The organism is Pseudoalteromonas sp. meg-B1, from assembly GCF_003173795.1.
In the GTDB taxonomy this organism is placed as follows: Bacteria; Pseudomonadota; Gammaproteobacteria; order Enterobacterales; family Alteromonadaceae; genus Pseudoalteromonas; species Pseudoalteromonas undina.
Genome location: NZ_QGQU01000001.1, coordinates 659314 through 683827 on the forward strand (window position 1 = coordinate 659314; position 24514 = coordinate 683827).

At 41.7% G+C, this 24514-nt stretch carries 17 protein-coding genes and 1 other RNA gene; 13 read left to right on the plus strand and 5 right to left on the minus strand.

The genetic code is table 11. The features are described 5' to 3' along the window. Positions 1-11: 11 nt before the first annotated feature. Positions 12-1676: a gamma-glutamyltransferase gene (gene ggt / locus DK924_RS03095; protein WP_109874313.1), complete on the plus strand. Its 1665-nt coding sequence runs from the start codon at positions 12-14 to the stop codon at positions 1674-1676. A 76-nt stretch (positions 1677-1752) separates the two neighbouring features. Here ggt and DK924_RS03100 read toward each other — a convergent pair whose 3' ends face one another. After that, positions 1753-2955, minus strand: a complete 1203-nt coding sequence (locus tag DK924_RS03100; protein WP_109874314.1) for an aromatic amino acid transport family protein — start codon at positions 2953-2955, stop codon at positions 1753-1755. 303 nt (positions 2956-3258) lie between these two features. Beyond that, positions 3259-4137 (minus strand): OmpA family protein, encoded by an 879-nt coding sequence (locus DK924_RS03105; RefSeq protein WP_109874315.1) that lies wholly within the window; start codon positions 4135-4137, stop codon positions 3259-3261. Between the two features lie 205 nt (positions 4138-4342). Between DK924_RS03105 and rnt the strand changes: the two genes are divergently transcribed. Continuing rightward, positions 4343-5017 (plus strand): ribonuclease T, encoded by a 675-nt coding sequence (gene rnt, locus DK924_RS03110; RefSeq protein ID WP_109874316.1) that lies wholly within the window; start codon positions 4343-4345, stop codon positions 5015-5017. A 62-nt stretch (positions 5018-5079) separates the two neighbouring features. Here rnt and DK924_RS03115 read toward each other — a convergent pair whose 3' ends face one another. Further along, positions 5080-6705: a DUF342 domain-containing protein gene (locus DK924_RS03115; RefSeq protein ID WP_109874317.1), complete on the minus strand. Its 1626-nt coding sequence runs from the start codon at positions 6703-6705 to the stop codon at positions 5080-5082. 249 nt (positions 6706-6954) lie between these two features. On the opposite strand from DK924_RS03115, the gene ssrA reads away from it, so the two are divergent. Both ssrA and DK924_RS03125 read left to right on the plus strand, forming a co-directional pair. After that, positions 6955-7311, plus strand: a transfer-messenger RNA (tmRNA) gene (ssrA, locus tag DK924_RS03120). Positions 7312-7525: 214 nt separating this feature from the next. Next, entirely contained in the window at positions 7526-8284 is a 759-nt protein-coding gene (locus DK924_RS03125) for a sulfite exporter TauE/SafE family protein (protein WP_109874318.1), read from the plus strand. On the opposite strand, the gene DK924_RS03130 is transcribed toward DK924_RS03125, so the two are convergent. Together DK924_RS03130 and mnmC are read right to left on the minus strand one after the other, a co-directional pair. After that, on the minus strand, positions 8277-8912 hold the full coding sequence (locus DK924_RS03130) for an SDR family oxidoreductase (RefSeq protein ID WP_109874319.1): 636 nt from the start codon (positions 8910-8912) through the stop codon (positions 8277-8279). The two genes, DK924_RS03125 and DK924_RS03130, sit on opposite strands and share 8 nt — an antisense overlap. Positions 8913-9041: 129 nt before the next feature. After that, a complete protein-coding gene (gene mnmC / locus DK924_RS03135; RefSeq protein WP_109874320.1) occupies positions 9042-11051 on the minus strand; it encodes a bifunctional tRNA (5-methylaminomethyl-2-thiouridine)(34)-methyltransferase MnmD/FAD-dependent 5-carboxymethylaminomethyl-2-thiouridine(34) oxidoreductase MnmC in 2010 nt (669 codons plus the stop codon). Positions 11052-11229: 178 nt separating this feature from the next. Between mnmC and fabB the strand changes: the two genes are divergently transcribed. The 9 genes from fabB (at position 11230) to DK924_RS03185 (ending at position 24496) form a co-directional block, all read left to right on the plus strand. Next, positions 11230-12441: a beta-ketoacyl-ACP synthase I gene (gene fabB, locus DK924_RS03140; RefSeq protein ID WP_109874321.1), complete on the plus strand. Its 1212-nt coding sequence runs from the start codon at positions 11230-11232 to the stop codon at positions 12439-12441. A gap of 108 nt (positions 12442-12549) precedes the next feature. Continuing rightward, positions 12550-13671, plus strand: coding sequence for a 4-phosphoerythronate dehydrogenase (locus DK924_RS03145; protein ID WP_109874322.1), 1122 nt, complete (start codon positions 12550-12552; stop codon positions 13669-13671). Positions 13672-13716: 45 nt separating this feature from the next. Further along, complete coding sequence (locus DK924_RS03150; RefSeq protein ID WP_010388045.1) at positions 13717-14733, plus strand: aspartate-semialdehyde dehydrogenase; 1017 nt, start codon at positions 13717-13719, stop codon at positions 14731-14733. A gap of 349 nt (positions 14734-15082) precedes the next feature. Next, a complete protein-coding gene (locus tag DK924_RS03160; RefSeq protein ID WP_109874323.1) occupies positions 15083-19840 on the plus strand; it encodes a FimV/HubP family polar landmark protein in 4758 nt (1585 codons plus the stop codon). 170 nt (positions 19841-20010) lie between these two features. Then, positions 20011-20805 (plus strand): tRNA pseudouridine(38-40) synthase TruA, encoded by a 795-nt coding sequence (truA, locus tag DK924_RS03165; RefSeq protein ID WP_008111070.1) that lies wholly within the window; start codon positions 20011-20013, stop codon positions 20803-20805. A 163-nt stretch (positions 20806-20968) separates the two neighbouring features. Then, a complete protein-coding gene (gene accD, locus DK924_RS03170) occupies positions 20969-21844 on the plus strand; it encodes an acetyl-CoA carboxylase, carboxyltransferase subunit beta (protein ID WP_008111068.1) in 876 nt (291 codons plus the stop codon). Positions 21845-21869: 25 nt separating this feature from the next. After that, positions 21870-23135, plus strand: coding sequence for a bifunctional tetrahydrofolate synthase/dihydrofolate synthase (gene folC, locus DK924_RS03175; protein ID WP_075169636.1), 1266 nt, complete (start codon positions 21870-21872; stop codon positions 23133-23135). An 11-nt stretch (positions 23136-23146) separates the two neighbouring features. Then, positions 23147-23773, plus strand: a complete 627-nt coding sequence (locus DK924_RS03180) for an SPOR domain-containing protein (RefSeq protein WP_054202492.1) — start codon at positions 23147-23149, stop codon at positions 23771-23773. 228 nt (positions 23774-24001) lie between these two features. Further along, positions 24002-24496, plus strand: coding sequence for a CvpA family protein (locus tag DK924_RS03185; RefSeq protein ID WP_008111063.1), 495 nt, complete (start codon positions 24002-24004; stop codon positions 24494-24496). Positions 24497-24514 lie beyond the last annotated feature (18 nt).

The window sequence follows — 24514 nt, forward strand, 5'->3', positions numbered from 1 at the left end:
AAGGATATGGGATGGGAGCACTTTTTTCACCAAGCAAGCTAATTATCAGTAGTATTGTGGTAATACAGTTATGTGTTTTTAATGTAGCGGCTAAACAGAGTGCCGTTGCCATGCCTGACACTTTTAGTGCACATGCTGCAAAAGCTGTGTTAGAACAGGGGGGGAACGCGGTTGATGCAGCCATTGCAGCACAGTTTGTATTGGCCGTTACGCTTCCCGAGGCGGGTAATATTGGCGGCGGTGGGTTTATGCTTATTCATAAGGATGGGCAAGGTGATTTTATAGATTACCGTGAAACTGCACCGAACGCCGCACATCGTGATATGTATTTAGACGCGCAAGGGCAAGTTATTGCTAATAAATCTATTTATGGTATTCATGCCAGTGGCGTACCTGGGAGTGTTGCTGGTATGTGGCTAGCACATAAGAAGCATGGCACACTTCCTTGGAAAACCTTAGTACAACCTGCGGTTACATTAGCTGAGCAAGGTTTCGTGGTGCCCGAAAAGTTGGCTCAGTTAATTAAGGGCTATATAGAGCACCTAAACAATAAAAACATTAAAGTAAATTTTGCCAGTTATTTTGCAAGCGCTACATCAGGTAAGCTTTTTAAACAACTTGAGCTTGCCGCGACACTCAAACGCATTCGCGATAATGGCCAAGATGGCTTTTATCAAGGTGAAACTGCAACGATCATCGCAAACTTTATGAAGCAACATGGCGGTATTATTACTAAAGACGATTTAAAAAATTACCGCGCAAAGTCTCGTACTCCTATAAAAGCTAACTGGAACGGCTATCAAGTGCTTACTTCACCGCCACCAAGCTCCGGCGGTATTGCTATATTACAATGGCTTAAAATGTATGAGCTTAAAAAGCCCATAGCTGCACCATCACATAATTCAGTTGGGTATGTGCACTTACTTGCTGAAATAGGTAAGCGAGTGTTTGCTGATAGGGCAGAATACTTAGGCGATCCTGATTTTTACCAAGTGCCTACAGCTAAGTTACTTGCAGAAAACTATCTTAAAAACCGCAGCAATAGTATAGATTTAAAGGCCATTTCTACCACTGAAAATATTAAACCGGGTTTAAAAGAAAGCGAACAAACCACTCACTTTTCTATTATTGATAACATGGGGAATGCCGTTGCTAATACCACCACCATCAATTTAGGGTTTGGTAGTGGCGTAGTCGTAGAAGGCGCTGGCTTTATTTTAAATGATGAAATGGATGACTTTAGCGCTAAGCCCGGGGTTATGAATGTATTTGGCGCCATTGGCGGAAAAGCGAATGAAATTCAGCCACATAAACGTATGTTAAGCTCTATGACTCCAACCATTTTACTCAGTAATAATAAGGTGAAAATGGTAACAGGGTCGCCTGGCGGCACCACAATTATTAGTTCAGTGTATCAATCAATACTCAATGTGATTGAATTTAATATGAGCGCAAATGAAGTAGTAAATAGCCCGCGTTTTCACCATCAGTTATGGCCTAAAAATGTAATTAGAGCGCACTCGGGTTTGGAGTCCTCAGTAAAGCAACAGCTAATAAAAATGGGTTATACAGTGGATGAGCGTCACTTTGGTGATATGCATGTGATTATCAATAATGATGGCAAATTAGATGCGGCGTCTGAGCAAAGCGGAAGAGGGCAAGCGATAGTATTTTAACGTTAACAATTGACGTTCGAATGGTATGCACCCCAAAACCATCATTGGGGTGCACACATTAGAACAACTATAGGGACTAGCCTATAGCCGGTATAAGTCCTGCCATTTGCAGGCATTGTGCGCTAATAATTGAAATACCACACAAAGCGGCTATGGCCAAACCAATATTACCACTGCGTACTTTATAGCCTTCTTTTTCAATCCCCTGACGCTGCTTGTACACCATGCTAACAGGTAAAAATACTGCCAATATGACCAAAGCAATGGCTGCATAGCCTAATGCCATAATAAATCCTTGCGGGTAAAATAAAGCAAATCCAAGAGGAGGAACAAAAGTAATAAGTGCTGTTTTAATTCTATCAGCCCCCGTGTCTGCTTTTTTGAATGTGTCAGCAAAAAAGTCAAATAACCCCAAGCTTACCCCTAAAAATGACGTTGCTAGAGCTAAGTCGGCAAAGAGTTTAACTGCAGTAGAAACATTGGCATTATTGGCAATATTGGCCACACTGGCTACAAACCCAGTTAACCCTTCGCTTTGTAGTAATTGATCTTGGCTCATTATGCCTTGGCTTAATACTTGCCAAAATATATAAATAACCAGTGGTAAAGAGGCGCCTGCAATCATAACTTTGCGCAAGGCTTTTATGTCAAGTCCGACATATTTAACAATAGAAGGAATAGAGCCATGAAAGCCAAAAGAGGTAAATACCACTGGAATAGCCGACAGTATCAGTCCTTGCTCAACAGGCATTTCCAATAAGTGTTGGCCATGTACATAAGGTGTTAACATATAAAACAAGCTAGCTAAAACTACTATTTTTACACTAAATAGTACTCGGTTAAGCTTATCAACTTTACTAGTACCCAAAGTCACCACGCCTGCAATCAATACAGCTAAAATAACGGAGCCTAATTGAGGAGCAATACTAAGATTAAACCCAGTATTAATGCGCTCTTGTAGCTGAGCACCACCACCGGCTATGTAAGCAGCGCACAGTGCATAAAATAAAAATATCATCGAAAAGTTAGCCACATATTGGCCACGCTTACCAAGCCAAAGCTTAGCCAGTGTATTTAAGGTGGCGTCGCGAGGAGCGTATTGGTGAAGCTCCAACATAAGCAAAGCGGTGTAGGTCATTAGTAACCAACACCCTACAATTAACACCATTGCCGTATTAAATCCCAGTCCCGCAGAGGCAATGGGGAGGGCAAGCATACCTGCACCTATGGTGGTTCCTGCAACAATTAACATGCTACCTATTGTTTTATTTTTAAGCACTTAATGATCCTGATCAAACGTGAGAGACACGCAAGATATAACTAGTTGTGCAAAACTTAAATAGTTTTGTCATAAAAGAGACAAAATAAAATGTAATCTTCTATTTACAACTGTATTAAAAAAGCCAAAATCATCAAGAAATTAAATTTAACTTATTAATATAAATGAAAAAATAAAAAGCCAAATGTTAATAACTAAATGGTCAGAGTATTGTTTTTTAACAATAGAGGCATGATTAAATTGATAGGTATTGACCGAAAGTGCTTAAATTACACATTCGGCCATTAAAGGAGAGAGCTTAACTTACATTTTTGCTATTTGAATTACCAAGCGACGGTTTTTATCACGGCCTAAAATATTATCATTGGTGTCTACAAAGCGTTTTTCACCAAAGCCTTCAGTAACCACTTTAGTTTCATCAACGCCTAAGCCAACCATGTAATCTTTAATAGCCTTAGCACGGGTTCTAGATAAATCGAGGTTATTCCAACGACCGCCATAACTATCGGTGTACGATGCAATACTGATTGATTCTATACTCGGGTCGTTTTTTAAATATTCAGCAATTTTATCGAGGCGCTGCTGCGATGACTTGGTTAACTTACTGCTATTCGATTCATAATTCATTATAGTGAACGAAATATCTTCAAAATTGTATGGCAGCAATTCGTCTCGGCATTGTAAAAACGCCCAATACGCTTGCTTAAAATTAACATTAGACATACCCACGGCAATTTTATCGGCACTATTTTGCCAGTCCTGGTAGTAAAAAGTGGGTTGGTTGCCTTTTTCAAGCTCAGTCAGCATTTCCCATGCTGTTTTATTGCCTAATTCACCATCAAACTTTTTAAGTAATTTCATATCAGCAATATCACGGGCAGGGCGGCCTGCTCGCCAGCTAGGTGGTACCGCTTTTAAACCGGCAATCGCGTAATTTTCTGGGCGCACGACCATGTCTAAATTAAAAGTGAGATCTTTGTTTTTACTGGCTGATGCTTTAAAAACGGCTTCACCATAGTAGGGAACTTCATGATTTAATTGGCATTGTAAGCGAGTTGTTTTAACCAAGTTCCAATTTGAATTATCTTGGTTAGCCGTGTACTGGCGCATTGCCGCAGTTGTATTCAAACTACACAGCACACTACTAATGCCTAGGCTAATAAATAACAACTTACACTTCATCGAGAATTCTCCAGTTATCTAGCTCTGCCAAAAAAGTGACAAAAACCGTAAAATATTACGCAACAGCAAATAATTCAGCGTAAACGCTAATTACTAAGCAAGTAACATGCCTATAGTTTAACTGTAATTAATCAATAAATCCCCTAGCCGACAGGCCATCAATTTTGACATAATAGACAGCTAATCCCTACAAACCAAGAATACTATGGCAAATACTGAGCAAACACTTTTCGCGCAACGCTTTCGTGGCTTTTTTCCTGTGGTTATTGATGTTGAAACCGCCGGTTTTAACAAAGAAACCGACGCATTACTAGAAATTGCAGCATCCGTTTTAAAAATGGATGACGAAGGACTGCTTAGTATCGATCATACCGTTCATTTTCATGTGCAACCGTTTGAGGGTGCAAACATTGAGCAAGCTGCCATTGAGTTTAATGGGATTGAGCCTTTTTCAGCACTGAGAGGGGCAGTCCCTGAAGAAGAGGCGATTAAAGAAATTTGTAAAGTAGTGCGCAAAGCGCAAAAAGCTGCAGGGTGCCAGCGCTCTGTGGTCGTTGCTCATAATGCCGCTTTTGATCACGGCTTTTTAAATGCGGCTATTGAGCGTAATAATATCAAGCGCACACCATTTCATCCGTTTGTTAGTTTTGATACCACATCACTTGCTGGTTTGGCATTAGGGCAAACGGTACTAGCTAAAGCGTGTCGCGCAGCAGGGATAGAGTTTGATAATAAACAAGCACACTCTGCGTTATACGATACAGAACGTACTGCTGAACTGTACTGTTTAATTGTTAATCGTTGGCAGCAACTAGGTGGTTGGCCACTTGCTGTAGACGAAACACAACAGAGCGAAGACGAAGCAAACAACCAAGATTAGAAACTCAGCTCATAATAGTGAATACTTACTTTGTGGGGCTGAGTCAGTCTTAATAAGCGTTATTAAAACGATTGCGTTATTTTACCTTCACTATGAGTGATTAAATGTGGTGGGTAATTACGCGAAAAGTTAATTGATTCTCGTGCAATTTTAAGCTCTACCCCAGGGTGCATAAGCTCATTAACTTTTAAGCGACTGAGCGCTAAAAGCTGCGTCATTTTCTTTCTTAGCAACTGCTTTTGCTGATTGATGCTGGCGCTTCGGTTTGCTATGTGTTCTTCATTCGTTGTTATTTTATTCAAAAACTGCTGACGCTGTGCGCTTGCAACTTGTTTATTAATTCGCTGGCGCGCTTGCTGTAGCTCAATTGATTTACTAATTAGAACTTTTTCAAAGTCAGTAATTTGCGCTTGTTTTTGTTTTAGCACGTACCAGCGCTGTGCGATACAAACACGGGTTTTAGTTCCTGCTGGTGCTCCTAACTCGCCTGTTTCAATACGCATTGCATCAAGAATATGGCCACCAATAATTTTACCTTTGGGATCTTTTGCATTGCCCACCCTAATTAGATTTCCGGCACTCAAGTCACAATGTAATGATTGGCGATCTATTAATAAGTTTTGCTCCGTTTTTATGTCGCAGTATTGAGAGTAACCAAGCGCAACGGTTCGTTTAGCTAAAATAGAACAGGTAAATGGCTCATCGGCTTCTCGCTTACGACCAATTGCACCCTTTACTATTGTGATGGCGCTATCACTTTTGAGCTGCGCCGATTCAACAAAGCCTAAAACAGTAATATCGCCGCTGGCGGTCACGCGCATGCCATCTTTTATATCACCACTGACTATAATACTGCCATCAAATTCAACATGCCCAGTACTTGGATCAATATTGTGAAAGCATAAAACATCATCAACACGCATACCACGGGGAAGGGCAACCGGTACGCCAGTACAATCCGCAATTAATAAATTAGGGTTATCGGGCGCAATTTTAGTGCCGTCAAAAGGTTGTAATTTATGCTCTTTACCGGGAGGAGCAGTTATTACATCACCAAATACAGTAAATCCATCAACACCGGGTGTTGCAGGAATACGTCGCATTAGTTCACATCCCGGTTTTACAGTAATAATATCACCTAGGTTTCTCATATCGACTTTACCACCGCCCTTAGCTTGCGGGCTAAGTACGCGGTCTTGCGCTGTGCAGCAAAGGCGCACAAATTTGGCATCGTTACCCACTTTAGGTGCACGACCAAAAGCGACTTCGGCGCAATGCGTACTTCCTGGGGGTTGTTCGAACTGTTGCGCCAATAACTGTTCTAATGCATGAGAGCTAATGCCTTTTACAACCCCTGCTTGTGAGAACTCTTCAATCGCTTGTTCCATGCTAAGCAATTTACCGCCCTTGGCAGTAATAAGGGTAGCTTCAACGAGCATATTCTTTTCATCGATGTTTATGGTTAGCTTTGCATCAATGGCTTGAGCAATTACTAAAGAGGGGGCTTCTTCGGCGTTATTTTGAGCAAACAGCTTACCAATATTGCTAGCAATAACCTCACACTCGCAATATTCTGACTGGCCAATTAATTCAATAAGCTGTGTTGCTGTTGAGGCTAAACCTGAAACATGAGGGTGTGAAACTAAAGAGATATACCCCGTTTGCTCATCAAAAGAAAAAACCGACATTTATAAATCCTCTAGGTAATATGTCTGTTATTATTTTTTATAATTTATTAGACAAAGGTCTAGCCTTGCATTTGAGCATAAAGCACCATCATTGTTAAGTAATTGTTTCTTAATTGTCCAATATTTTACATTTACATGTGTGTTTGATGCATGATTAACCAACCAATAAAATAAAACGCCTAAGGTGTTGAGTATTCGTAGGTTACTCGGTTATACTGCTTGGACACTCTGAATGAGTAACCTTATTCAGGGGCTGATTAGGATTCGACGGAATTCAAGAAGCCCGAGGTGCATGTCGAGGTGCGGTTTGCCTCGTAAAAAAGCCGCAATTTAAAGTAATCGCAAACGACGATAACTACTCTCTAGCAGCTTAGGCTGGCTAGCGCTCCTTCCATGTATTCTTGTGGACTGGATTTTGGAGTGTCACCCTAACACCTGATCGCGACGGAAACCCTGGCCGGGGTTGAAGCGTTAAAACTAAGCGGCCTCGCCTTTATCTACCGTGTTTGTCCGGGATTTAAAGGTTAATTAAATGACAATACTAAACATGTAGTACCGACGGTCGAGGCTTTTCGGACGGGGGTTCAAATCCCCCCAGCTCCACCAATAACGGTTTTTAAATTCGTTTGTTTAAAAACCCTAAAAAACCCGCAACTTGAGCAATCAAGTCGCGGGTTTTTTTATGGCTGAAATTATTGAGTTTATTGTGCTTTGGTTTATCTTGAGAACCCCGAACCCCGAACCCCATACCACTAAAAGACTAGTCGCTTACTTGCCTATTTTTTGTATTATGAGTTAATGATTAACAGCGGGCATAGATATGGATATTTTTACAGCTGAACACATTTCCCCTTTAATTTCGCTTTTACTGGTTTTACTGGCGGGGTTTACTTCGTTTGTATCGGCCGCTTTTGGTGCGGGCGGTGGTTTAATGCTGTTGGTGGTAATGGCGTCGGTTATGCCTATGGCGGTGGTGGTGCCTGTTCATGGTTTAGTGCAGTTGGGCTCTAATGCCAATCGGTTGTTGTTAAGCATTACCCATCTTGATAAGCCGATGTTGTTGTATTTTACACTGGGTGGGTTAATTGGCGCGGGGCTATCAAGCCAAGTAGTGAGCGATATTAACCTTGATAGCATGAAGCTGTTTGTGGCTTTATTTGTGATTTATTTACTGTGGGGAACAATTCCTGAATTTAATAAAGACTCACGATTAGGGCGCTTACTAGCGGGCGTAATTACGGCATTTATCTCGACTTTTGTCGGAGCAAGTGGGCCTTTGGTAGCGGGTTATTTACATATTAATCATTACGATAAGCTTAAATTTACCGCGACTTTTTCAAGTATTATGACCTTGCAGCATAGTTTAAAAGCTGTCGTTTATGCGGGGCTTGGCTTTAGTTTTTGGCAATGGTTGCCGTTAACACTGGCGATGATTTTAAGCGGAGCCATTGGCACATGGTTAGGGATTAGATTACTTAAGCGGTTATCGGTGGTACGTTTTAGAGTTATTTTTAAAGTGATTTTGACTCTGCTTGCCATACAGCTTGCATGGCAAGGGGTGAGTGTAATGTTTACTTAATAGCGGCTTTTATTGGTTTGTCGCCATCAAATACTTCAAATATGCAGCGATTGCTGCCTTGCTCTGTGGCAATGGTAAATAGAACATGGGCTACATTTTCACGGCTAATGATTGCTTTATCGCGCTCTTTAGGGCGTTCGGTAGAAATAAGTTTTGAGGCATTCTCATTAGTGAGTGAGCCTGGACGTACAATCGTATAATTGAGCCCGCTATTAATTAAATGCCTATCTGCCATATGCTTAGCTACTAAATAGGGTTTTAAGTCGCTTTGGATTGCATCCGGATCGTCTGCACCAATAGAACTCACCATAGTAAAGTGTTTGGCTGCATGTTCTTTTGCGTAATTAATGGCTTTAGTTGCAGCCCATAAATCAATAAGTAAGGTTTTATCTGCACCGGTATTTCCGCCTGAACCTGCGGCAAAAATGATATGGTCGCAACCGCGCAGCGCATCGCTAAAATCATTTTCTAAATCTTGCTCTACGATTGTTAGATAGTCGCTATTTAAGTCATCTAATTTGCTTTTGTCACGCACTAAAGCCACTACAGAATGTTGGTGTTCAAGCAATAGTTGGGTGGTTAGTTTACCAATTTGCCCACTGGCACCAATTACTAATGTTTTACTCATCACATACTCCTTATTTTATAAGACAAAACAGCCGACTTAAACTTTATCCACTGTACTAAAGAGCTGGGGGTAATAATTTGTTTTTAAAGTATAGGTTTGTTTTTTAGTGTGAGCAGTGTGATCTGCCTTTTAAATTTTATTGCGAATAAGGTCTCGAACAATAAAGCGGCCAGGGTGAATTGCTTGGCTTACACGCTCACTTAGTGGGCGTGGTTCATTGTTTAAACTACTTATTAAGTGCTCAGCAGATAACGGTGCACTGCATAATGCTCGCGCGCCAAAGCCGGTAAAAATATGTAGGCCCTGTTGTGGTTTTTCTAACGGCTGATATTTATAGCGCTTGCCCAAGCGTAAATTAGCAAATGCATGTATATAATCAGTTTGCTCCACCCATTCACCAGCCATAGGTAAGTGGTCAATAAAACTACAGCGAACAGCGGCTTTGGCTGAACTAATATCGCCTAAGCTAGTGGCAAATTCAGTGTTGTTATAAAAACTCAGTAATTGCTCGCGGTTAGTGTGGTTGTCTTGCTCGGTCACTTCGCGGCTTTTGCTATTTTTTTCAAAGGTGGCGCCCATACAATGATGATCTAAATAAGCGGGAGTAAAATAACCTTTGTGACACAACACAGTATTAAGTTTACGAGATTGCTCGCTTGCCTGAACATGTGAGACTTGGCCGCGAACGCCAACAATGGGAAGTGTTTTGGTTTGCGTAAATGCATCACTGTGCTCACCAGTACAAATAATCACATCGCTAAAGGGGCCAAATGTTTGCTTTTGCGTGGTTAAGTACCAACCATCGGGTTGTTTATTAAATTGCTCAATATGGCAGTTAAATAGGCTTTCAAACGAATTTAATTGCTGTGCGGCATCTAACATTGCACAAACTAACTGCGGGGGATTAACCCAGCCGCCTTGTTCAAAAAACACCCCTGAGTAACCTGTTTTAACCCCAGCGATAGCATCACCCTCATTAGCAGTCACATTTCGCATAAGCTGCTCTGGCCACAGTTGTTTATCAGCGAGGTTCTGATGGCGATCTGCCAATGGCTGTTTTACTGCATGTTGTAATACACCACACCACTGGTGATCAAACAAAAAGCCATTGTTGAGTAATTGATTATAAAGCCGCTTTGCGTATAAAAAACTGTGGGCAAATAATTCACTATGTGGCGAGTTTTTTGCCTGTAAGTGTGGATACACAGCCCCTTGCACATTGTGCGATGCACCCATTGCGGGTTTTTCATCTTGGCAAAATAAGTGGCTTTTTATCCCACGCTTTGCGAGGCTATAAAGTATGCAACTGCTCGCTATACCACCGCCAATAACAGCCACACTTGAAAGCGGTGAGGGGTGATGCTCAAAATAGGCGGGAGCTGATTGTTTTGGGTTGGCTTGAGCAAGTGTGCCAATTAGCATCTCACGCTTTCGGCCAAAGCCTTTGGCTTTTTGCATGCTAAAGCCTGCCTCGTTTAGTCCTCTGCGCACAAAGCCCGCAGCGGTAAACGTGGCTAATGTGGCATTGCTTCTGGAAATATCAACCATGGCGTTAAATACACTTTGCTGCCACATATCGGGGTTTTTACTTGGCGCAAAGCCATCTAAAAACCACGCATCAACCAGCCCACTTTGTGGGTAGCTCATGCTATTAATACATTCCAGTACGTCGCCAAAGTAGAGGTCGAGGATTACACGGCCATTGGCAAATTCAAGTCGGTGGCAGCCATTTAAATTAATCGGGTAGTGGGTAATGAGTTGGTCGCTTAAATGGCTTAAACTAGGCCAAGCTTGCAAGGCTTGTTTTAAATCATTTACGCTAAGTGGATATTTTTCAAAAGAAATAAAATGTAATCGCTGCACTTTATTTGGTTGTTCATTTTGAACTTGTAGGCACTGTAAGTGGTCAGAAAACTGCAGCCATGCATTCAAAAAGTTAAGCCCAGTACCAAAACCGGTTTCGGCGATAACAAAGTGTTCACGGTCATGATTTTGTAACCGTGTATCTATACTGTTTTGTTGATAAAACACATAATGCGATTCAGCAAGGCCGTCGTCATTAGAAAAATAAACATCGTCAAAGTCATTGGCAACTGGTGTGCCTAAGTCGTTAAAGTGTATATGGGCGTTTTTTATCATGACCAATTCAATTTATAGATAATTTTTTAATTATTTTACGTGTTTTCTTTGAAATAGTCTGGCGTTATTTATAAGCTGTAGCTTCAGAGTACAAGTGTACGCTAGAAAGCTGACCACTTAGATGATTAAATTCGCGTAAAATAGAACACAATTAAGTATTAAGCTAAGGGAATTACCCATGAGAAGAGCCGTAATAACAGGCATCGGTGTTGTATCAAGCATCGGCAATAATAAACAAGAAGTAGTAGAGTCACTAAAAGCGGGTAAAAGTGGTATTGCTTTTAATCAAGAATTTGCTGATTACAAATTGCGTAGCAATGTATCAGGTAAAATTGATATTGATGTTAAAGAGCATGTTGATCGTAAAGCAATGCGCTTTATGGGCGATGCGGCGGCTTACTCTTATATTTCAATGGCGCAAGCGATTGAAGATGCGGGTCTTAGCGACGAGCAAGTATCAAACGAGCGTACTGGTTTATTAGTTGGCTCTGGTGGTGGTTCATCAAAATGGCAAGTAGAAGCGGCTGATATTCTTCGTGAAAAAGGCGTTAAGCGCGTTGGCCCTTACATGGTGCCACGTACTATGGCAAGTACCACCTCTGCATGTTTAGCAACGCCGTTTAAAATTAAAGGTGTTAACTATTCAATTAGTTCTGCGTGTGCGACTTCTGCGCATTGTATTGGCCACGCGGTGGAACAAATTCAATTAGGCAAACAAGACGTTATTTTTGCAGGCGGCGGTGAAGAGCTTCACTGGACGTTAGCAATGGAATTTGACGCTATGGGTGCGCTTTCTACTAAATACAACGACACACCTGAAAAAGCATCACGTACTTATGATGCAAACCGCGATGGTTTTGTAATTTCAGCCGGTGGCGGTATTGTGGTTGTTGAAGAACTTGAACATGCACTTGCTCGTGGCGCGCATATTTACGCTGAAATTACCGGTTACGGCGCAACCTCAGATGGTTACGACATGGTTGCACCATCGGGTGAAGGTGCGGCACGTTGTATGCGCCAAGCTATGCAAAACGTTGACAGCATTGATTACTTAAATACCCACGGTACATCTACACCAGTAGGTGATGTTAAAGAGCTAGGCGCTATTCAAGAAGTATTTGGTGGTAACTCACCAATGATCAGTGCCACTAAAGCAATGACAGGCCATGCATTGGGTGCGGCTGGCGTACACGAAGCTATCTTTTCATTACTCATGCTTGAGCATGGTTTTGTTGCGCCATCTATCAATATTGATGAGTTAGATGAACAAGCGGCAGGCTTGAATATTGTGACTGAAGCAAAAGACGTTGAACTAAACACGGTTATGTCTAACAGCTTTGGTTTTGGCGGTACTAATGCCACGCTAGTAATGAGCAAATACAAAGGTTAAGTTAATCGTTAACTATTTTAAAGCCGAGCAAAATGCTCGGCTTTTTCGTTTGTGCTAATAGGGGGTTGTTCGTTACAATAGCGCCTCATTTCGCCAAACGGACTCACAATGAAAATTCTTGCCGATCAAAATATGCCTTTAGTTGAGCAATTCTTTAAAGATATGGGTGAGGTTGAACGATTTGATGGCAGGCAATTAACCCCTGAACAACTTATCGATGTTGATGTACTGCTTACCCGCTCAGTTACTCAAGTTAACAGTGAACTATTAGCACAGGCGAATAAACTAAGCTTTGTAGGTACCGCCACGATTGGTGTTGATCATATTGATACTGATTTGCTCAGTGCTAACAATATCGGCTTTACCAGTGCGCCTGGCTGTAATGCCATTGCCGTAGCTGAGTATGTAATAAGTAGCTTATTTGCATTAAGCCAAGAAAATGCCAGTCCGTTAAGTGGTAAAACAATCGGTATTGTGGGTGTAGGTAATATTGGCAGTTGTTTAGCGCAAAAGTTAAAAGCACTGAACGTTAATTTACTATTGTGCGATCCAATTAAGCATGAGCAAGGGCTATTAACCGAGCATGTTGAGCTTGATGAGCTATTAGCGCAGTCAGATATTGTTACTTTTCATGTGCCGTTGATTAAAACGGGTAGGCACAAAACCCTGCACATGCTTGATAAAACACGCTTAACTAAACTTAAATCTGGGTTAACGTTAATAAACGCCAGCCGAGGTGATGTAATTGACAATCAAGCCTTACTTGAAGTGATGCAAGCCGGAGCAGAACTCGATTTAGTGCTGGATGTTTGGGAAAATGAACCTAATATTTTAACTGAATTACTGGAGCACGTGCGCTATGCCAGTGTTCACATTGCAGGGCATACCCTTGAAGGTAAAGCGCGAGGTACACAAATGTTGTACCAGCGCTTATGTGAGCTCAAAGGGGTTAACGCAATAAAATCGCTTGATGATTTTTTACCGCCTCCTGCGATTAAAAAAGTCACCCTAGAAAGCAGTTTTAGCGAAACAGATATAGCCCGTTTAGTGCATTTAGTTTATGACGTACGCCGTGATGATGGCATTTTACTACGTCACTTGGCCGATGAAGGCTTTGACAGCTTACGAAAAAACTACCCAACCCGCCGTGAGTTTAGCACTGTGATGGTTGAAGGTGATAGCACCGAGCTTACTGCACTTGCCCAGCTTGGCTTTACCACAGTAAACTAATTTAATTAGCGCGGTTGTTTTAACCGTGCTTACAGAGGATGAAATATGTCGCAAAAATATAACGTTGCCGTACTCGGCGCTACCGGCCTTGTTGGTCGTCAAATCATTGAAACTTTGGAAGATCGTAAATTTCCGGTCGATCAGCTGTTTTTATTAGCAAGCAGCCGAAGTGCCGGCGAAGATATAAAGTTTCGTGGTGAGAGCATAGAAGTACGCGATGTTGAAGGCTTTGACTTTAGCCAAGCGCATATCGGCTTATTTTCTGCTGGTGGCAGTGTGTCTGAAAAGTACGCCCCGATTGCTGCAGACGCAGGCTGTATTGTTATTGATAATACCTCACACTTTAGAAATGACTTTGAAGTGCCGCTAATTGTGCCAGAAGTGAATGCAGCGAGTTTAGCCGATTTTAGAAACCGTAATATAATCGCTAATCCTAATTGTTCAACTATTCAAATGATGCTCGCGCTTAAACCTATTTATGATGCCTACGGTATTGATCGTATTAACGTTTCAACCTACCAAGCAGTGTCGGGTGCAGGCAAAGAAGCGGTTGATGAATTGGCAAAACAAACAGCTAACTTAATGAATGCACGTCCAATGGAAAACGACATTTTTCCTAAGCAAATTGCGTTTAATGTTATTCCGCAAATCGATAGCTTTGAAGACAATGGCTATACACGCGAAGAAATGAAAATGGTAAACGAAACGCATAAAATTTTAGGCGATACCACCATTGCAGTAAACCCGACTTGTGTTCGTGTACCGGTGTTCTTTGGTCATTCTGAGTCAATTAATATAGAAACGCGTATGCCTTATGACTTTGAGCATGTGAAGCAATTATTGAGCGATGCACCGGGTGTTGAGCTAATTGATGATGCGGGTGATTACCCAACGGCTGTCTCTGATGCCAGTGGTAACGACACTGTTTACATTGGCCGTTTACGTGCCGATATTTCACACCCACATGGATTAAATATGTGGGTAGTAAGTGATAACACCCGTAAAGGGGCAGCAACCAACAGTGTGCAAATAGCAGAAGAACTGATTGCTAATTATATGTAATTAGCCAGAATACAGTGATAATCCAATAAACGGCAAACCAAAGTGGCTTGCCGTTTTTTTGTGCTTAAATTGCCATTTTTTTGCCACTTATAAACAACAGTAGTGTAAACACTTTGATAAACAACATAAAAATATTTTTATCTTGATGTTTAAGGTATTTATTTTCAATGCGTTGCGATGGATATTATGGCTTAACTGGTTTATAGTTTGTAACTGGAATAGAGCTTGCAATAAAAATAGATTGTAATAAAAATGTGCGTTAGCCACGTGGTTAACAACGGCAAGAATAATCAATGTTTAAGCGCCAATTGAAAGCGCTGTGTTAACATTTAAACATTAAAGGATCAGCATGCGCGGTTTCGTTTCACTTATTATATTAGCGTCTGCACTGATGGTAACGACTGTTTACTCTCAAGACAGTACTCAATTAAGAGGGCCTAAAGGCGCAGATTACGGCGCACAGGGGCGTTCTATTGGGCCAATAAAACCAACCGATACACTTTGGCGCATTGCTGTTAAGGTTCGTCCTGATAATTCAGTTAGCATTTACCAAGTTATGCAAGCCTTGTATAACAAAAACCCCAACTCATTTTTAGAACAAAATTTAAATCATATGCAAAGTGGTTCTTACTTAAAGATACCTACTTTGGCAGAAATTAGACGAGTAAACCCGCAATTAGCTAAGCAACGCTCTGAGCAAGATGATGACCTGTGGGAAAAAAAGAAAAATGGTACGCTTACTCAAGCAGAAATTAATTCAGCACAAACACAAGTCACGCAAGCTCGCAAAGCTGATGTTGATGAAGCTAAAAAAGAGTTACAACAAGAATTAAAAGCGATAAAAACAGACCAAGGTAATAAATTAGTTGAGCTTCAGCAGCAGTTTAAAAGTTCAGTTAGCAACGTAGAAGAGATCTTAGTTGAAAACAACAACCTAAAAAAACAGCTTACAGGTATTTCAAACGAGTTAGAAAACGTTCGCTTACAGCTTGGTCAAGACAGTGAAATACAGCAACAGTTAAAAGAATTAATCCTTAAGCAAAATGAGATTATTGCGCAGCAAAAATTAAAAGAGGTAGAGCAAGAGAGTGAATTTAGCTTTGCCGCGCTACTTTCGAATCCTTTAGTGCTGATTTTATTAATGACCATTCCGGCTTTATTGATCATTTTTGCCGTTGTTATGTGGTTGCGTAAGCGAAGTAATAATCAAGAGCCTGAAAGTGACGATGATGAGTTTATTCCTCAAGCACCTGCTTTTACTGATCCGATAGATGAAGTGCCAGAGCCCACTCTTGATGAAGCGCCAGCCCCCGATCCACTTGATGATATAAGTGTGCAACTAGACGATAACATGGATGACGTGTTACTCGATGATGATGTTGATTTAAACGATGATCTCGATGACGACAGTCTTCTAGATCAAGATGAGTTAGAAAGCCTACTCAGTGATGATGTTGTTTTTGAAGACGAAAATACCGAAGACGATGAACTTGATGTTTTCATGCAACAAGACTTTGATAGCTCAAATGAAGATGACACGGGCGATACTATTAATCTTGACGAATCGGATGATATTTTAAGTTCAGATGACTTAGATAGCCTGTTTGACGAAGAAGACGACGATGCTCTGCCAGATGAACCTAAAGGTGAATCGAATGATGATATGGCAGCACTTAGTGAAGAACTTGCTGAAGAGGGCGAAGACTTTAACATTGACGACTTGCTTGATGAGAATAATGAACAAGCAGATGATGTAACAGCACAAGCTGATGATGACGAGTTTGATATAGACAGTTTACTCGATGCTGAGCAACCAGCTACTGAAGATCAGAGCGAAGAGCCAGATATCGACAGCTTAGTTGATGAAGATGACGAGTTTGATATTGATGACTTGCTCGATGCTGAGCAACCGGCTACTGAAGAGCAAAGTGAAGAGCCAGATATCGACAGCTTAGTTGAAGAGGGCGACGAGTTTGATATTGACGACTTGCTCGATGCTGAGCAACCAGCTACTGAAGCTCAAACTGAAGAGCCTGATATCGATAGCCTAGTTGATGAAGACGATGAAGTTGATATTGATGAATTGCTCGATGCCGAGCAACCAACTACTGAAGCTCAAACTGAAGAGCCAGACATCGACAGCTTAGTTGATGAAGACGATGAAGTTGATATTGATGAATTGCTCGATGCTGAGCAACCAACTACTGAAGCTCAAACTGAAGAGCCTGATATCGATAGCCTAGTTGATGAAGACGATGAAGTTGATATTGATGAATTGCTCGATGCTGAGCAACCAACTACTGAAGCTCAAACTGAAGAGCCAGACATCGACAGCTTAGTTGATGAAGACGATGAAGTTGATATTGACGAATTGCTCGATGCTGAGCAACCAACTACTGAAGCTCAAACTGAAGAGCCTGATATCGACAGCTTAGTTGAAGAAGACGATGAAGTTGATATTGATGGTTTGCTCGACGCTGAGCAACCAACTACTGAAGCTCAAACTGAAGAGCCAGACATCGACAGCTTAGTTGATGAAGACGATGAAGTTGATATTGATGAATTGCTCGATGCTGAGCAACCAACTACTACTGAAGCTCAAATTGAAGAGCCAGATATCGACAGCTTAGTTGAAGAAGACGAAGTAGATATTGACGATGTACTAGATACTGAGCAACCTGAAAGTGATGTTCATGATTCTGAAATAGATCATGCATTGGCGGACTCAATTGAAGATTTAACTGACGCGCAAGAAGAGTTAAATAGTGAAGATGTAGAATCTATCGCTTTATCTTTTGCTGAGCCTGAGCCTGAGCCTGAGCCTGAGCCTGAGCCTGAGCCTGAGCCTGAGCCTGAGCCAGAAGTTGAAGCAGAGCCAGAAGTTGAAGCAGAGCCAGAAGTTGCAGCAGAGCCAGAAACTGTAGCTGAGCCTGAACTTGATGTTGAATCAGAAGATGATTTTACCGATACGTCTTCTAATTTACTCGATCCAGAAGACGCGCTTGATGAGTACAATGATGAAAACCTTGATAGCGTTGATGAGCTACTGAGCGAGTTAGAACAAACAAGTGATGATTATGTAGAAGCACCTGATTGGTCAGTTGATGGCTTAGACGAGCAATCTGAACCAGAAGCAGAGCCTGAGCTTGAAGCAGAGCCTGAGCTTGAAGCCGAGCCTGAGCTTGAATCAGAGCCAGAGCTTGAAGCAGAGCCTGAACTTGAAGTCGAGCCTGAACTTGAAGCCGAGCCTGAACTTGAAGCCGAGCCTGAACTTGAAGTAGAGCCTGAGCTTGAAGTCGAGCCTGAGCTTGAAGTCGAGCCGGAGCTTGAAGCAGAGCCTGAGCTTGAAGTCGAGCCTGAACTTGAAGCAGAGCCTGAGCTTGAAGCAGAGCCTGAGCTTGAAGCAGAGCCTGAGCTTGAAGCAGAGCCTGAGCTTGAAGGCGAGCCAGAACTTGAAGTCGAGCCTGAGCTTGAAGTCGAGCCTGAGCTTGAAGCAGAGCCTGAACTTGAAGTCGAGCCTGAGCTTGAAGTTGAGCCTGAGCTTGAAGCAGAGCCTGAACTTGAAGCAGAGCCTGAACTTGAAGTCGAGCCTGAGCTTGAAGTCGAGCCTGAGCTTGAAGCCGAACCAGAACTTGAAGTCGAGCCTGAGCTTGAAGTCGAGCCTGAGCTTGAAGGCGAACCAGAACTTGAAGTAGAGCCTGAGCTTGAAGCAGAGCCTGAGCTTGAAGTCGAGCCTGAGCTTGAAGCCGAACCTATGCTTGAAGCCGCGCCTGAGCTTGAAGTAGAGCTTGAGCTTGAAGTAGAGCCAGAGCTTGAATCAGAGCCTGATGTTGGATCAGAAGATGATTTTACCGATACGTCTTCTACTTTACTCGACCCAGAAGATGCGCTTGACGAATACAATGATGAAAACTTCAAAAGTGTTGATGATCTTTTAAGTGAGCTTGAGCAAACAGGCGATGAGGATGAACACGTACCTGACTGGTCAATGGATGACTTAAACGATGAGCTTGATGAAGAGGAAATTGATTTAGGCGATGATCCGCTTGCTGGCGATATCCAAAGTAATGATTTATCAACAGATGACGATGAGCTTTATGAGCCAGAAATAGTCACCCCAAGTGAAGAACTTGAGGAGTACCCTGAGTTAGAACTTGATGATGAACTGCCTTTATCTGATGAAGAGCAACAATCACTAACTCCAGAAGAGCTACAAGGTGATAATTTAGACGGCGATGCCACAGGTATGTCGCCTAGTCAGGCAGAGCAAGATCTCGCTAATGCTCTATCAGCAGGTAACGATCTCGATAGCCTAGAAGATGACTTTGATGATGAGCTGTTACTTAACAATGAGTTTTCAGAGTTAGATATAGAGCAAGCTTTAGATAATGATATTTCAGAGTCTACAGACCTGATTGAACAAGCTGACGATGAGCAGGCTGTTAGCACTAACGATGATTTTGATGATGATCAGCTTGATGCGTTAACAGAGTCAGCTGAATTTACCGATCAGCAAACAAATGCTGATCGTGAAGCTGATTTAACGCAAACGTCAGTACCGTCAGAATCAGAAATGATTTCAGATGATGAACTAGATGATGAGTTCATGGCTGATTTAACACAAACAGATTTTGATTCATTACTGAATGAGTTGGCTGAACCTGATGATGTTGATTTAAGCGACAGCAGTGAATTCGATGTTGATTTTAATAGCTTACTTAATGAAGATTTAGCTGATGATAAAGCACCATCGTTGCAAGAGCCCATTGAGCAACCTGAGGTTACTGAGCCATTAGATCAAGATGACTTTGTTGATATTGATGCATTACTAGAGCAAAGTGATGATGCGGATACAGATCACGAACCTTACACCGACGTCGATATGGATGTTGGTTTGGGTGACTACGATTCACTACTTGCTGGTGATAACCCTATGGATGTTGATACTCAAAGTGGTGGTTACTCGGCAAAGCTTGATCTTGCTCACGCATATATAGAAATTGATGATGCTGACTCGGCAGTTAAAATTTTAGATGAGATTATTAATAATGGCCCAGACGATGTGCAAGAAGAAGCACAAAATCTAAAAGCTAAGCTGAAAAACTAACAATAGCTAAGTCCTGGAAAGGATATCTAAGCTGTAAAACCCGTTATTGGCTAACACTAATAACGGGTTTTTTGTATCGCATAGTTAGGAACCTTAGTTCGCTGCTTTTATTGGAACGCCATATAGCATAAAATGCAGCGTCGATTAGCACAGTAGGTAAAGCAGTAATTATGCGAGTAGCACTTGGAGTAGAATACAACGGCGCGCGTTACAGTGGTTGGCAGCGTCAATCTCATGTAAATAGCGTACAACAAGAAGTAGAAAAAGCGTTGTCGCGCATTTGTAATCATCCGGTTGAAATTGTATGTGCAGGGCGCACCGATGCCGGTGTTCATGGCACTGGTCAAGTTGTGCATTTTGATACCCATGCTGAGCGTGAAATGGTGGCCTTTACATTAGGCATGAATACCTTATTACCAAAAGACATTGCTATTCGTTTTGCCCAGCCTGTGGTTGAAGACTTTCATGCTCGCTTTAGTGCAACTGCTCGTCGTTATCGTTATGTTATTTATAATTATGCGTTTCGTGGTGCGGTATTAAATGAAGGTGTTACCCATTTTCATCATCCTTTAGATGAAGTGAAAATGCAGCAGGCTTGCCAATATTTATTAGGTGAGCACGATTTCACCTCGTTTAGAGCGCTTCACTGCCAAGCTAATACGGCAACGCGAACGATTCATCATTTATCGGTACAGCGCCAAGGTGCTTATGTCATTATTGATATTAAAGCCAATGCGTTTTTGCATCATATGGTACGTAATATTACCGGGTGTTTAATGGATATCGGTTTACATAAACATGAACCAATTTGGTTAAAAGAGCTGTTAGATGTTAAAGAGCGGGCCAAAGCGAGCGCCACAGCAAAAGCGGCGGGTTTATATTTAGTAGATGTTGATTACCCAGAACACTTTAATATTCCTAGAACGCCGTTGGGGCCATTGTTTTTAGCCGATACAGATATTTAAAAGGTAATCAGGTGATGATTTTTATACGCTATTATTCGTAGGGCTAACTACTAAGACCAGTTTTTTATACCGTGATAGCGTAATTCATGTTTTAATTGGAAAAATTTGTTTGCATGGTTAACATGTAGACTCGCGACACAGAACAGCATTAAGAGAGTTGCAAATGAGTTGGCTAGAAAAAATCTTACCAAAAACGACTAAATCTTCAGGTCGTAAAGAAATTCCAGAAGGTGTATGGGCTAAATGTACGTCATGTGATTCAATTTTATATAAAGCAGAATTAGAAAAATCACTAAATGTATGCCCTAAGTGCGACCATCATATGCGTGTTAGTGGTCGTAAACGTCTTGAACAGTTTTTAGATGACGGTGACCGCCACGAATTAGGCGCTCAACACGAACCTAAAGATGTGCTTAAATTTAGAGACTCTAAAAAGTACTCAGACCGTATTAATGCAGCTCAAAAGTCAAGCGGTGAAAAAGACGCTCTGGTTGCAATGAAAGGAAACTTAAAAGGTATTCCGGTTGCCGCAGTTGCATTTGAATTCTCATTTATGGGTGGCTCAATGGCATCGGTTGTTGGTGCTCGCTTTGTTGACGCGGTTGACCAATGTTTAGAGCATAATATGCCGCTGATTTGTTTTTCTGCATCGGGCGGCGCACGTATGCAAGAGGCGCTAATGTCACTTATGCAAATGGCAAAAACCAGTGCTGCACTTGCCAAAATGACCGAAAAAGGCCTACCGTTCATTTCGGTAATGACTGACCCAACAATGGGTGGTGTATCAGCATCATTGGCAATGCTTGGTGATATTAATGTTGCAGAGCCTAAAGCTTTGATTGGTTTTGCAGGTCCTCGTGTTATTGAACAAACCGTGCGTGAAACACTGCCAGAGGGTTTCCAACGCAGTGAGTTTTTATTAGAGCACGGCGCAATCGACATGATTATTGACCGTCGAGAAATGCGCGATACGCTAGCACGTATCTTAGCAAAATTTATGAACTTGCCTTCTACGGAACAAGAGCATAGAGTAGCGTAAATTTCAGCTTTACTGATTACATGCTATGACAAAAACAATTCCTAGCCAATCATCAAGCCTTGATGATTGGCTTTGTTATTTAGAGAGTGTTCACCCTGCTAATATAGAAATGGGCTTAGAGCGCGTTGCTCGTGTTGCTAACAACATAGAGCTTTTAACTTCCTCAAGTAAAATCATTCTTATTGCAGGCACGAATGGCAAAGGAACAACGGCACGTTGTTTAGAGTCATTATTATTAGCCCAGGGTTATTGTGTTGGCACCTATGCTTCACCTCATTTAGTTCGCTACAACGAACGTGTACGCGTTAATGGGGCAGAGCTTGACGATCAATACCATGTCGATGCGTTTAATTTACTAGAGCAAGGGCGTGGTGACACACCATTAACCTATTTTGAATATGGTACCTTAGGCGCGTTGGCTATATTTAAACGCTTAGAAGTTGACTACGTGTTGTTAGAGGTCGGTTTGGGCGGGCGTTTTGACGCGACCAATATTGTTACCCCATTTGCTAGTGTGATCACCACCATCGATTTAGATCATAAAGAATATTTAGGTGATACCCGTGAGCTGGTGGCTTATGACAAGGCGGGAATTTTTAGAGAGAGTACTCCGGCAATTATTGGGGATTTAAATATTCCGCATACAATGACCGATTATGGCAAAGAAATTAACGCTAATATGGTGTTATCGGGTAGTGACTTTATTTTTAAAGAGCATGAGCAAAGTTTTAGTTGGCAATTTAAAACACATAATCTCGATTTACCTAAACCGGCCATCCCGTGTCAAAATGTGGCCACTGCGTTAACGACCTTGTCGGTGCTAGATTTATTACCAAGTGATGAAGTGATAACTCAGTGCATAGCCAACTTAGTGGTAGAAGGGCGCTTTCAACAATTAAGTGAGTCGCCATTAGTGTACACCGATGTGGCACATAACCCTGAATCGGCACGTTATTTAGCAACTAAGTTAGCAAGCTATAAAGATAAAGGCTTTAAAATTCATGCATTAGCCGCTATGCTTGCTGATAAAGATAAAGTCGGTGTGCTTAAAGAAGTGGCTGATGTAGTCGATGAATGGTCGTTGGCTAGCTTAGGTGGCCCGCGAGGGGATAGTGCAGCTCATCTTCAACAGGCGCTTTCAAGTATACCCAATAGTCATTTTAAACAGGGTTATAGCAACGTAGAGATAGCATTGGATGCTATTTTGCCAAGCCAGCCAAGTAATACACTATTGATTGTATTTGGCTCATTTTTTACCGTGGCTGGCGCTATTCATTACTTTAAAAAATAGAGAGGATGTCGGTGAACTCAGGTTTTATTAATCGCTTAGTCGGAACAAGTATTGTGGTGATCGCAGCAATTGTGTTTATTCCCAATATACTCGATGGTGAAAAAGTGCACTATAAAGAAGGCTTTAAAGCGATTCCAGAACGCTCTGAGTTCAAGACCATTGATTTACAAGAATCAATTGATCAGCAAGTGGCAAATGCAGAACCATTAAAAGAGGATGAAATTGAAAATATTCAGCCTGATGATGCTGCATTTGAGCAACAAAACAGCTCAGCTGAAACTGACGTTACTGCACAGCCAGCAATGGTTGAAGCGGTCATAGCCGATACAAAGCAAGGCACAGTCACTACCGAGCAAAATAACGCTACGCGTAATACCAATGAAAACTTAACAAGTATGGCGTATGTCATTCAGCTTGGTAGCTTTTCTCATGCGGCAAATGTAAAAGCGTTGCAGGCAAAGCTAAAAACGAAAGGTTTTAAAAGCTTTACTAGGCCAATTAAAACGCCAAATGGTACGTTAACTAAAGTATTTGTAGGGCCGTCATTAAGTAAAAATGAGCTGCAGTCCCAACTTCCCGCGCTGAAAGAGCTAACTAAGCTAAACGGTAAAGTTACTCAATTTGAAGTGGCAAAATAACTTAGTCGCTAATAGGTGAGTGTGCTTATAACTTAAAATTGCACATTTACCTAACTTATACTCCATAAGTTAAGACTAGATCTCCACCTACTTTTAGCCTGTATATTTCATGCTATTTTTTATCTAAAAACTGCATGTTTTTACTCACCTGCATTCTCACGCTTAAACTTGCATCACTGGGAGGTTTAGGTATAGAATGCGCCCAAAATTAGCGACTAATTGGTTCTTATGATCTGGGTTGATTACGCCATTATTGGCATTATTGCACTCTCTACCATCATCGGTTTAATACGCGGCTTTGTTAAAGAAGCTATGTCATTAGCGGTATGGGCAGGGGCTTTCATCATCTCCAGCTTATTTTATCAATATTTAGCTTCCTTCCTAACATCCATTTCTGAACCCCTTTTAAGAAATGCAGCGGCCATTGCCATATTATTCTTTGCGACGCTATTGTTAGGCGGTTTACTAAACTATATTTTAGGTGAGCTTGTACAGCGAACCGGATTATCCGGCACAGACCGTGTTTTTGGTGTGGTGTTTGGTGCTCTTCGAGGCGTGTTGGTCGTGAGCGCGTTACTCTTCTTTCTTGATGCTTTTACTGGTGCGCCAAATACGCATTGGTGGGGCAACTCTATTTTGATTCCAGAATTTGGCTTTGTAGTTGAATGGTTCTTTTCGTACCTAGAAAACAACTCGAGCTTTTTAAATTCAGTAAACCGTTAATCGGCGAGGATAAATTAC

Excerpts from the sequence above, each read along its gene's own strand:
- DK924_RS03160 (WP_109874323.1), top strand. The coding sequence starts at position 15,083 with ATGCGCGGTTTCGTTTCACTTATTATATTAGCGTCTGCACTGATGGTA.
- DK924_RS03105 (WP_109874315.1), bottom strand. The coding sequence starts at position 4,137 with ATGAAGTGTAAGTTGTTATTTATTAGCCTAGGCATTAGTAGTGTGCTG.
- DK924_RS03145 (WP_109874322.1), top strand. The coding sequence starts at position 12,550 with ATGAAAATTCTTGCCGATCAAAATATGCCTTTAGTTGAGCAATTCTTT.
- truA (WP_008111070.1), top strand. The coding sequence starts at position 20,011 with ATGCGAGTAGCACTTGGAGTAGAATACAACGGCGCGCGTTACAGTGGT.
- mnmC (WP_109874320.1), bottom strand. The coding sequence starts at position 11,051 with ATGATAAAAAACGCCCATATACACTTTAACGACTTAGGCACACCAGTT.
- rnt (WP_109874316.1), top strand. The coding sequence starts at position 4,343 with ATGGCAAATACTGAGCAAACACTTTTCGCGCAACGCTTTCGTGGCTTT.
- accD (WP_008111068.1), top strand. The coding sequence starts at position 20,969 with ATGAGTTGGCTAGAAAAAATCTTACCAAAAACGACTAAATCTTCAGGT.
- folC (WP_075169636.1), top strand. The coding sequence starts at position 21,870 with ATGACAAAAACAATTCCTAGCCAATCATCAAGCCTTGATGATTGGCTT.
- ggt (WP_109874313.1), top strand. The coding sequence starts at position 12 with ATGGGAGCACTTTTTTCACCAAGCAAGCTAATTATCAGTAGTATTGTG.
- DK924_RS03125 (WP_109874318.1), top strand. The coding sequence starts at position 7,526 with ATGGATATTTTTACAGCTGAACACATTTCCCCTTTAATTTCGCTTTTA.
- DK924_RS03150 (WP_010388045.1), top strand. The coding sequence starts at position 13,717 with ATGTCGCAAAAATATAACGTTGCCGTACTCGGCGCTACCGGCCTTGTT.
- DK924_RS03115 (WP_109874317.1), bottom strand. The coding sequence starts at position 6,705 with ATGTCGGTTTTTTCTTTTGATGAGCAAACGGGGTATATCTCTTTAGTT.
- DK924_RS03185 (WP_008111063.1), top strand. The coding sequence starts at position 24,002 with ATGATCTGGGTTGATTACGCCATTATTGGCATTATTGCACTCTCTACC.
- fabB (WP_109874321.1), top strand. The coding sequence starts at position 11,230 with ATGAGAAGAGCCGTAATAACAGGCATCGGTGTTGTATCAAGCATCGGC.
- DK924_RS03130 (WP_109874319.1), bottom strand. The coding sequence starts at position 8,912 with ATGAGTAAAACATTAGTAATTGGTGCCAGTGGGCAAATTGGTAAACTA.